This window comes from Pseudomonas bohemica, from assembly GCF_002934685.1.
Lineage (GTDB): Bacteria > Pseudomonadota > Gammaproteobacteria > Pseudomonadales > Pseudomonadaceae > Aquipseudomonas > Aquipseudomonas bohemica.
In genome coordinates, this window is sequence record NZ_NKHL01000047.1 from 1 (window position 1) to 7,368 (window position 7,368).

Consider the following 7,368-nt stretch of genomic DNA (forward strand, 5'->3'; position numbering starts at 1 on the left):
ACGATATCTTCTTTGCATAGCACGCCCGAACCTTCGATTTCGGTACGGCCGATACGGCGGTTGAACTTCATCCGGCCAACAGCGGACAGATCGTAACGTTCCGGGCTGAAGAACAGGTTGTTGAAAAGGGTCTCGGCAGCATCCTTGGTTGGCGGCTCGCCAGGACGCATCATGCGATAGATTTCGACCAGGGCTTCCAGTTGGTTGCCGGTCGAATCGATCTTCAATGTGTCGGAGATGAACGGACCGCAATCGATGTCGTTGGTGTACAGCGTCTCGATGCGGACAACCTGAGCCTTGGCGATTTTCGCCAGGATTTCGGTGTTCAGTTCGGTGTTGCACTCGGCGATGATCTCGCCAGTGGCCGGATGCACGATAGCCTTGGCGGTAGTGCGGCCAAGAACGTAATCCAGCGGGACTTCCAGCGCCTTGATACCGGCTTTTTCAAGCTGGTTGATGTGGCGAGCCGTGATACGACGACCTTGCTCGACGATCACTTTGCCTTTGTCATCCAGGATGTCCAGGACGGCAATTTCACCGCGCAGGCGCTGAGGCACCAACTCCAGGCTCAGGGATTCGCCCTGCACGTGGAAAACGTTGGTGGTGTAGAACGCGTCCAGCACTTCTTCGGTGGTATAGCCCAGCGCACGAAGCAGAACCGATGCAGGGAGCTTGCGGCGACGGTCGATACGGACGAATACACAGTCCTTTGGATCGAACTCGAAGTCCAGCCACGAACCGCGGTAAGGAATGATGCGAGCGGAGTACAGCAGCTTGCCGGAGCTATGCGTCTTGCCGCGGTCGTGGTCGAAGAACACGCCCGGGGAACGGTGCAGCTGGGAAACGATAACGCGCTCAGTACCGTTGATAACGAAGGTACCGTTCTCAGTCATCAAGGGGATTTCACCCATGTAGACTTCTTGCTCTTTGATGTCCTTGATCGCTTTGTTCGACGATTCTTTGTCGAAAATGATCAGGCGCACTTTTACCCGCAAAGGTACGGCGTACGTCACACCGCGCAGCACGCATTCCTTGACATCAAAAGCCGGTTCGCCCAGACGATAACCGACGTACTCCAGCGCAGCATTGCCGGAGTAGCTGATGATCGGGAAAACGGATTTGAAGGCCGCATGCAGGCCCACGTCGCGGAACTGATCTTTAGTCGCTCCCGCTTGCAAGAATTCACGATACGAATCCAGCTGGATGGCCAGGAGGTAAGGCACATCCATGACGTCCGGCAACTTGCTAAAGTCCTTGCGGATACGTTTTTTCTCAGTATATGAGTAAGCCATCAGCGTTCCCCAGCTTGGTCACCTGCTTGTTTGGCCTCCCCCGACGGGAGCGGCCAGAAAATCTTGCAAACCCCATGGTTTGCGCCACCATTCGCGGTGGTGAAGCACGTCACTGGCGCCGACTTGATCGGCCGCCAATAACGGAAAAAGGCCGGTGGCAGAAGCCACCAGCCATCAGCCTTCGCTTAACGCTTGGGCTGGAGACGCAAGGTCGATGCTTACTTCAGCTCGACTTTAGCGCCTGCTTCTTCCAGAGTAGCTTTGGCTTTGTCAGCAGCGTCTTTTGCTACTGCTTCCAGAACTACACCTGGAGCGCCGTCAACGACTGCCTTGGCTTCTTTCAGGCCCAGACCGGTCAGTTCACGAACGGCTTTAATGACGTTAACTTTCTTCTCGCCAGCTTCGGTCAAGATGACGTTGAATTCGGTTTGCTCTTCAACAACAGCGGCAGCAGCAGCTGGACCAGCCGATGCAGCAGCAGCGCTAACGCCGAATTTTTCTTCGAAAGCTTTGATCAGCTCAACTACCTGCAGAACGGACATTTCAGCTACGGCGTTGAGGATATCGTCTTGAGAGATAGACATGACTCTAATTCCTGAATTGTGTGAGGGCCTATGCGGCCTTCGAAATAAACAAAAATACGCGAAAAGAGTGTGCGGCCTTAGGCGGCAGCAGCTTCTTTTTGTTCGCGAACTGCCGCCAGAGTACGAGCCAATTTGCTGGTAGCGCCTTGAATCACGCTCATCAGCTGGGAAATTGCTTCGTTACGGGTCGGCAAGGTTGCCAGTACGTCGATCTGATTAGCTGCGAGGAACTTGCCCTCGAACGCGGCTGCCTTGATCTCGAACTTGTCCTGACCTTTCGCAAACTCTTTGAACAAACGGGCAGCAGCGCCCGGGTGCTCGTTGGAGAAAGCGATCAAGGTCGGGCCAGTGAACGCGTCGTTGAGAACACTGTATTCAGTGTCAGCAACAGCACGCTTGAGCAGGGTGTTACGTACGACACGTACGTATACGCCAGCTTCACGAGCCTCTTTACGGAGTCCGGTCATCGCGCCTACTGTCACACCACGGGCATCAGCCACAACAGCGGACAGAGCGACTTTGGCAGCCTCGTTGACTTCAGCGACGATGGCCTTCTTGTCTTCGAGTTTAATTGCCACGGGTTTAACTCCTGCTTGTTACCGTTTCATCTGGCCGGAACCGGATGTCGTTTTGGTGTCTGATTCGGTAAGGAACCGGGAGCACCATCTGCGTAGGCTTTTGTTTTAAGACTCGCGCCGCCTACGGTCTTGGATAGCCCCCGCCAGGCAGGGACCCCAATTTTTGCAAGAGCGCGGTCACCCGCACTCTGCCGGTCTTACGCGCTCAACGAACCTTGGTCGATAACCAAGCCTGGGCCCATAGTGGTGCTCAGGGTAACGCGCTTGACGTAAATACCTTTCGAAGAAGCTGGCTTGATACGCTTCAGATCAGCGATCAGGGCTTCAACGTTCTCACGCAGCTTGTCAGCATCAAAACCGACTTTGCCAACGGAAGTGTGGATGATGCCGTTTTTGTCGGTGCGATAACGAACCTGACCAGCCTTGGCGTTTTTAACCGCGCCAGCTACGTCTGGGGTTACGGTACCGACTTTCGGGTTAGGCATCAGGCCACGAGGACCGAGGATCTGACCCAGCTGACCTACGACACGCATTGCATCCGGGGAGGCAATAACGACGTCATAGTTCAGGTCGCCGCCCTTCATCTCGGCAGCCAGGTCATCCATACCAACGCGATCAGCGCCGGCAGCCAGAGCAGCTTCAGCAGCTGGGCCCTGGGTGAAGACAGCAACGCGCACAGTCTTACCAGTGCCGTGCGGCAGCACAGTAGCGCTACGAACGACCTGATCAGATTTACGCGGGTCAACACCGAGGTTTACAGCTACGTCCACGGACTCGCTGAATTTCACGGTCGACAGTTCTGTCAGCAGAACTGCCGCATCATTGAAGTTATAAGACTTACCTGCTTCAACTTTGGAAGCGATTGCCTTTTGGCGCTTGGTCAGCTTAGCCATTACACACCCTCCACGTTAAGGCCCATGCTACGAGCAGAACCGGCGATGGTACGCACGGCAGCTTCCATGTCAGCAGCAGTCAGATCCGCATTTTTTACCTTGGCGATATCTTCTAGCTGCGCACGGGTAACGGTGCCGACTTTGACGGTGTTCGGGCGCGCCGAGCCGCTGGTCAAGCCAGCCGCTTTTTTCAGCAGAACCGAAGCAGGGGTACTTTTGGTTTCAAAAGTGAAGCTGCGGTCGCTGTATACAGTGATGATCACTGGAGTCGGCAAACCTGGCTCAAGACCCTGAGTACGGGCGTTGAAGGCTTTGCAGAATTCCATGATGTTCACGCCGTGCTGACCCAGAGCAGGACCAACGGGTGGGCTTGGGTTAGCCTGAGCGGCTTTCACTTGAAGCTTGATGTAAGCGGTAATCTTCTTGGCCATGAGGCACTCCAATTACGGGTTCAAACGCCTCGAAAGGCTCCCCGGTTACTTGCGCGTTTATCCCAGTGACGACAAAACCCCACAGCCCAAGGCTGCGGGGTATGGGATTTCCGGTCCAGTTATGCCTTTTCGACCTGACTGAACTCGAGCTCCACCGGAGTAGAGCGTCCGAAAATGAGCACAGCCACTTGGATCCGGCTCTTTTCGTAGTTAACTTCTTCAACCGTACCGTTGAAGTCCGCGAACGGACCATCGGTGACGCGAACCACTTCACCCGGCTCGAACAGAGTCTTTGGCTTGGGCTTGTCGCTACCATCAGCAACGCGACGCAGGATAGCCTCAGCTTCCTTGTCGCTGATCGGAGCAGGCTTGTCCGCCGTTCCGCCAATGAAGCCCATGACACGAGGAGTATCCTTGACCAAGTGCCAAGTACCCTCATTCATGTCCATCTGAACAAGCACATAACCAGGAAAGAATTTACGTTCGCTTTTGCGCTTCTGGCCATTACGCATCTCTACCACTTCTTCGGTAGGGACCAGAATTTCGCCGAAACCATCTTCCATGCCTGCCAGCTTTACACGCTCGATCAGAGAGCGCATAACATGCTTCTCGTAACCCGAGTAGGCATGTACTACGTACCAACGCTTAGCCACGGGACACCCTTAGCCGACGATCAAGGAAACAAGCCAGCCGAGCAGGGAATCAAGCCCCCACAACAGCAGCGCCATAACCAGAACCACAGCTACCACAATGAGGGTAGTCTGGGTGGTTTCTTGACGAGTAGGCCATACGACTTTACGAATCTCAGCGCGAGCTTCCTTGGCCAACACGAAGAAAGCCTTGCCCTTACCAGTCTGCAGCCCTACATAGGCTGCGACAGCGGCAATTACGAGCAAAGCGAGCACGCGATACAGGATTGGCTGCGCCGAGTAGTATTGATTTCCGACAACACCCACAACGACCAAAAGGACCACTACGAGCCACTTTACGAGATCAAAACGGGAGTCAGGGGCTTCAGCCTTTGGATTCATCTACTAAAATCCTGTGAAAAGAAAGCCAGACACGTTAAGCGAATCTGGCAGGTCAGGAGGGAATCGAACCCCCAACCTACGGTTTTGGAGACCGTCGCTCTGCCAATTGAGCTACTGACCTAAAAGCAAAATCAGGCCGACCATTATGCGGACCTGACAGGAAGATTTCAACAGCTATTCGACGAGATCGCATAGCAACACATCGAACCACTGCAGGAGCCACGCACATCCAGGCCTGAAGCCGAAACACTGGATGAACTATCGCACCTAAAACAAAGGCAGATACTTTCATATCTGCCTTAGCAATGGAGCTCTTGAGCGGATTTGAACCGCTGACCTCACCCTTACCAAGGGTGTGCTCTACCAACTGAGCTACAAGAGCGAAATACTTTGCACAACCAACAAAACTTGGAGCGGGTAGCGGGAATCGAACCCGCATCATCAGCTTGGAAGGCTGAGGTTCTACCACTAAACTATACCCGCGGAGCTTGTTGCTTACGCTCGAAAATTTGGTGGAGGGGGAAGGATTCGAACCTTCGAAGTCGTAGACGTCAGATTTACAGTCTGATCCCTTTGGCCGCTCGGGAACCCCTCCTAAGCGAGGCAGCATTCTATCTCATGCCACCCTTCTGTCAACCTTTTTCTCAATAAAAACTTGAGGTTACAACCCTTGACTCCTGCTTCGCTTGCGTCTCAAGCTTGACTTGCACTGCGAAGCGGGCGCCATTCTATGCAAACTATTAAGAGGTTGCAATGCCTTCGCACGACATTATTTTGTTTTTTAGTTGAGGGAAGTCCTGTCTCAATCCATTCAGTAAAGCATCGTCCAAAAGGCGGCGACTATCAGGGGCGACTCTCAACCAATAGATGGCTCCTCCCTCATCTAAACGCCTACCAAACTGAGTTTTAATATCCAGACTCGTGAGCCGCTGCGCAATTGTCTCGGCCTCACTCTGAGACATATCCCCACCCAAAAATAGGCATTGTTCAGCAACAGGATGGCCACTGCTTCCGGGCTGTGCAGCACCAGACTCGCTCAAGAGTCGAATATCCTGCTGGGCGCCCTTGTAGAGCGACAATGGCGTCACCTCTTTGGGCCTCTGAGGAGCCTCCTGTTGGTGCCACACGTAATAAAATGCATTCAACACCAACAACAGCAAAAACACCCAACGCATAACGACCTCATCACCACCCACGCACCAGGACGAAAGCATCCATGAAGGCGACACCGCAACCTATAGCTCGGATTGTTCCCGCAGCCTTAAACTAAGCTCCCCCCCACTGTAGGCGATTACCTGATCACCCACCCTTAGCCGCAATGCACCAACGGTATCCACTCCAATCACAACCCCTTCAATTGCATTTGAACCCGCCAGGAGTGTGACCGGCTGGTTTTGCCATAAGTGATTGAGCTCCCACTCCGCCCGGAAAGCACTAAACCCCTGCTGGCGATGAGCAGCGAGGTACTCTTTCAGATATGCACTCAGACGCGCAGCAACCTGGTTGCGATCCAGAGCCACACCTGCCTCCAGCGTCATTGACGTCCATGATTGATCAACCTCCTCAGAGGCACGCATGTTGACGTTAATTCCGATACCAATCACGACATGACAGACATCGGCCGGATCGCCAGTAAGCTCAAGCAGCACACCCGCGAGCTTGCGGCGCCCCACAAGAATGTCGTTGGGCCACTTCAGTCCTGCCCCTTCCACGCCCATTTCACGCAGCATTTTAACTACAGCCAAGCCCACAAGAAGGCTGAGCCCCTCCAATTGGCGCATCCCGCCGTCAATGCGTAGCGCAAGACTGTAGTAGAGGTTCTCAGCGAATGGACTTACCCATTTGCGGCCGCGGCGCCCCCTGCCAGCCGTCTGCTGCTCTGCAGTAACCAGCAAAGGCAGGGAGCCTTCTTGCGCAACCAGGCGCATCGCTTCGGCATTGGTGGAGTCGATCGTATCGTAGACGTGGATCGACCAGCCGGCATCGCCTTGGCTTTCTTGCAGCCACCGCTGATCCAGAAGGAACAAAGGATTGGCGAGACGATAGCCTCGGCCGCGCACTTTATGTATCTCAAGCCCGGTTTCCGATTCCAGTTGCTGAAGCTTTTTCCAGACAGCGCTACGACTGACTCCTAGCTTGTCGCCTAGGTCCTCACCCGAATGGAACTCTCCATCACTTAAGAGCTTTAGCAACGTGCGCATCGGTATTACACCTTTCAATGAGGGACGCATGATAGCTATGCGTATCGCCGGTGCATAGGAGCCGCAGCGGGAGGTAGGTTGTCCAGGACTGGATTGCGGAGCGGGTTCATTCTTTTATAGCAGCATGGCTTGCCAGTGGTGGCGAACTGACTCAAAGCGCTGCCGTCGGCAAGTCATGCCGCTGCAGAGGTGGCGTTCAAGACGCAAGCGAACAGATGGTGGATGCCGAGTGTGGTCGGCGTTGCGATCCGATCAGGGAAATCAGGCTTTTCCGCGCGCAAAAACAAAACCCCATCTGCTTTCGCAAACGGGGTTCTGAAATTCAATCTTGACGATGACCTACTCTCACATGGGGAAA

General features: G+C 54.2%; 9 protein-coding genes, 4 tRNA genes and 1 pseudogene. All 14 read right to left on the minus strand.

Translation table 11 applies throughout. The annotated features are described in order from the left end of the window. Positions 1-1,292: pseudogene (gene rpoB, locus CE491_RS00440) on the minus strand (DNA-directed RNA polymerase subunit beta); the annotation flags it as partial. Between the two features lie 218 nt (positions 1,293-1,510). Next, positions 1,511-1,876, minus strand: a complete 366-nt coding sequence (gene rplL, locus CE491_RS00445) for a 50S ribosomal protein L7/L12 (RefSeq protein WP_110946423.1) — start codon at positions 1,874-1,876, stop codon at positions 1,511-1,513. A gap of 77 nt (positions 1,877-1,953) precedes the next feature. Next, a complete protein-coding gene (gene rplJ / locus CE491_RS00450) occupies positions 1,954-2,454 on the minus strand; it encodes a 50S ribosomal protein L10 (RefSeq protein WP_081569202.1) in 501 nt (166 codons plus the stop codon). A 197-nt stretch (positions 2,455-2,651) separates the two neighbouring features. Next, positions 2,652-3,347, minus strand: coding sequence for a 50S ribosomal protein L1 (gene rplA, locus CE491_RS00455; protein WP_110946424.1), 696 nt, complete (start codon positions 3,345-3,347; stop codon positions 2,652-2,654). After that, positions 3,347-3,778 (minus strand): 50S ribosomal protein L11, encoded by a 432-nt coding sequence (gene rplK, locus CE491_RS00460; RefSeq protein WP_062384456.1) that lies wholly within the window; start codon positions 3,776-3,778, stop codon positions 3,347-3,349. The genes rplA and rplK overlap by 1 nt, the downstream gene beginning before the upstream one ends. A gap of 119 nt (positions 3,779-3,897) precedes the next feature. After that, complete coding sequence (nusG, locus tag CE491_RS00465; protein WP_110946425.1) at positions 3,898-4,431, minus strand: transcription termination/antitermination protein NusG; 534 nt, start codon at positions 4,429-4,431, stop codon at positions 3,898-3,900. Positions 4,432-4,440: 9 nt separating this feature from the next. Next, positions 4,441-4,809 (minus strand): preprotein translocase subunit SecE, encoded by a 369-nt coding sequence (gene secE, locus CE491_RS00470; RefSeq protein ID WP_081569200.1) that lies wholly within the window; start codon positions 4,807-4,809, stop codon positions 4,441-4,443. Between the two features lie 45 nt (positions 4,810-4,854). Next, positions 4,855-4,930 (minus strand) — tRNA-Trp (locus tag CE491_RS00475). Between the two features lie 185 nt (positions 4,931-5,115). After that, positions 5,116-5,191: transfer RNA gene (locus CE491_RS00480), tRNA-Thr, on the minus strand. A 27-nt stretch (positions 5,192-5,218) separates the two neighbouring features. Continuing rightward, positions 5,219-5,292: transfer RNA gene (locus tag CE491_RS00485), tRNA-Gly, on the minus strand. Positions 5,293-5,319: 27 nt separating this feature from the next. Further along, positions 5,320-5,404: transfer RNA gene (locus tag CE491_RS00490), tRNA-Tyr, on the minus strand. A gap of 145 nt (positions 5,405-5,549) precedes the next feature. Next, positions 5,550-5,984, minus strand: coding sequence for a hypothetical protein (locus tag CE491_RS00495; protein ID WP_110946426.1), 435 nt, complete (start codon positions 5,982-5,984; stop codon positions 5,550-5,552). 60 nt (positions 5,985-6,044) lie between these two features. Continuing rightward, complete coding sequence (gene birA / locus CE491_RS00500) at positions 6,045-7,010, minus strand: bifunctional biotin--[acetyl-CoA-carboxylase] ligase/biotin operon repressor BirA (protein ID WP_110946427.1); 966 nt, start codon at positions 7,008-7,010, stop codon at positions 6,045-6,047. Between the two features lie 173 nt (positions 7,011-7,183). Continuing rightward, positions 7,184-7,368, minus strand: a 185-nt coding sequence (locus CE491_RS30550; protein WP_234407455.1) for a hypothetical protein, incomplete at its 5' end; no start/stop codon positions are given.

What these genes read in the sequence shown, in the direction of transcription:
- rplL (WP_110946423.1), bottom strand. Translation starts at nt 1,876, where the DNA reads ATGTCTATCTCTCAAGACGATATCCTCAACGCCGTAGCTGAAATGTCC.
- rplA (WP_110946424.1), bottom strand. Translation starts at nt 3,347, where the DNA reads ATGGCTAAGCTGACCAAGCGCCAAAAGGCAATCGCTTCCAAAGTTGAA.
- rplK (WP_062384456.1), bottom strand. Translation starts at nt 3,778, where the DNA reads ATGGCCAAGAAGATTACCGCTTACATCAAGCTTCAAGTGAAAGCCGCT.
- secE (WP_081569200.1), bottom strand. Translation starts at nt 4,809, where the DNA reads ATGAATCCAAAGGCTGAAGCCCCTGACTCCCGTTTTGATCTCGTAAAG.
- CE491_RS00495 (WP_110946426.1), bottom strand. Translation starts at nt 5,984, where the DNA reads ATGCGTTGGGTGTTTTTGCTGTTGTTGGTGTTGAATGCATTTTATTAC.
- birA (WP_110946427.1), bottom strand. Translation starts at nt 7,010, where the DNA reads ATGCGCACGTTGCTAAAGCTCTTAAGTGATGGAGAGTTCCATTCGGGT.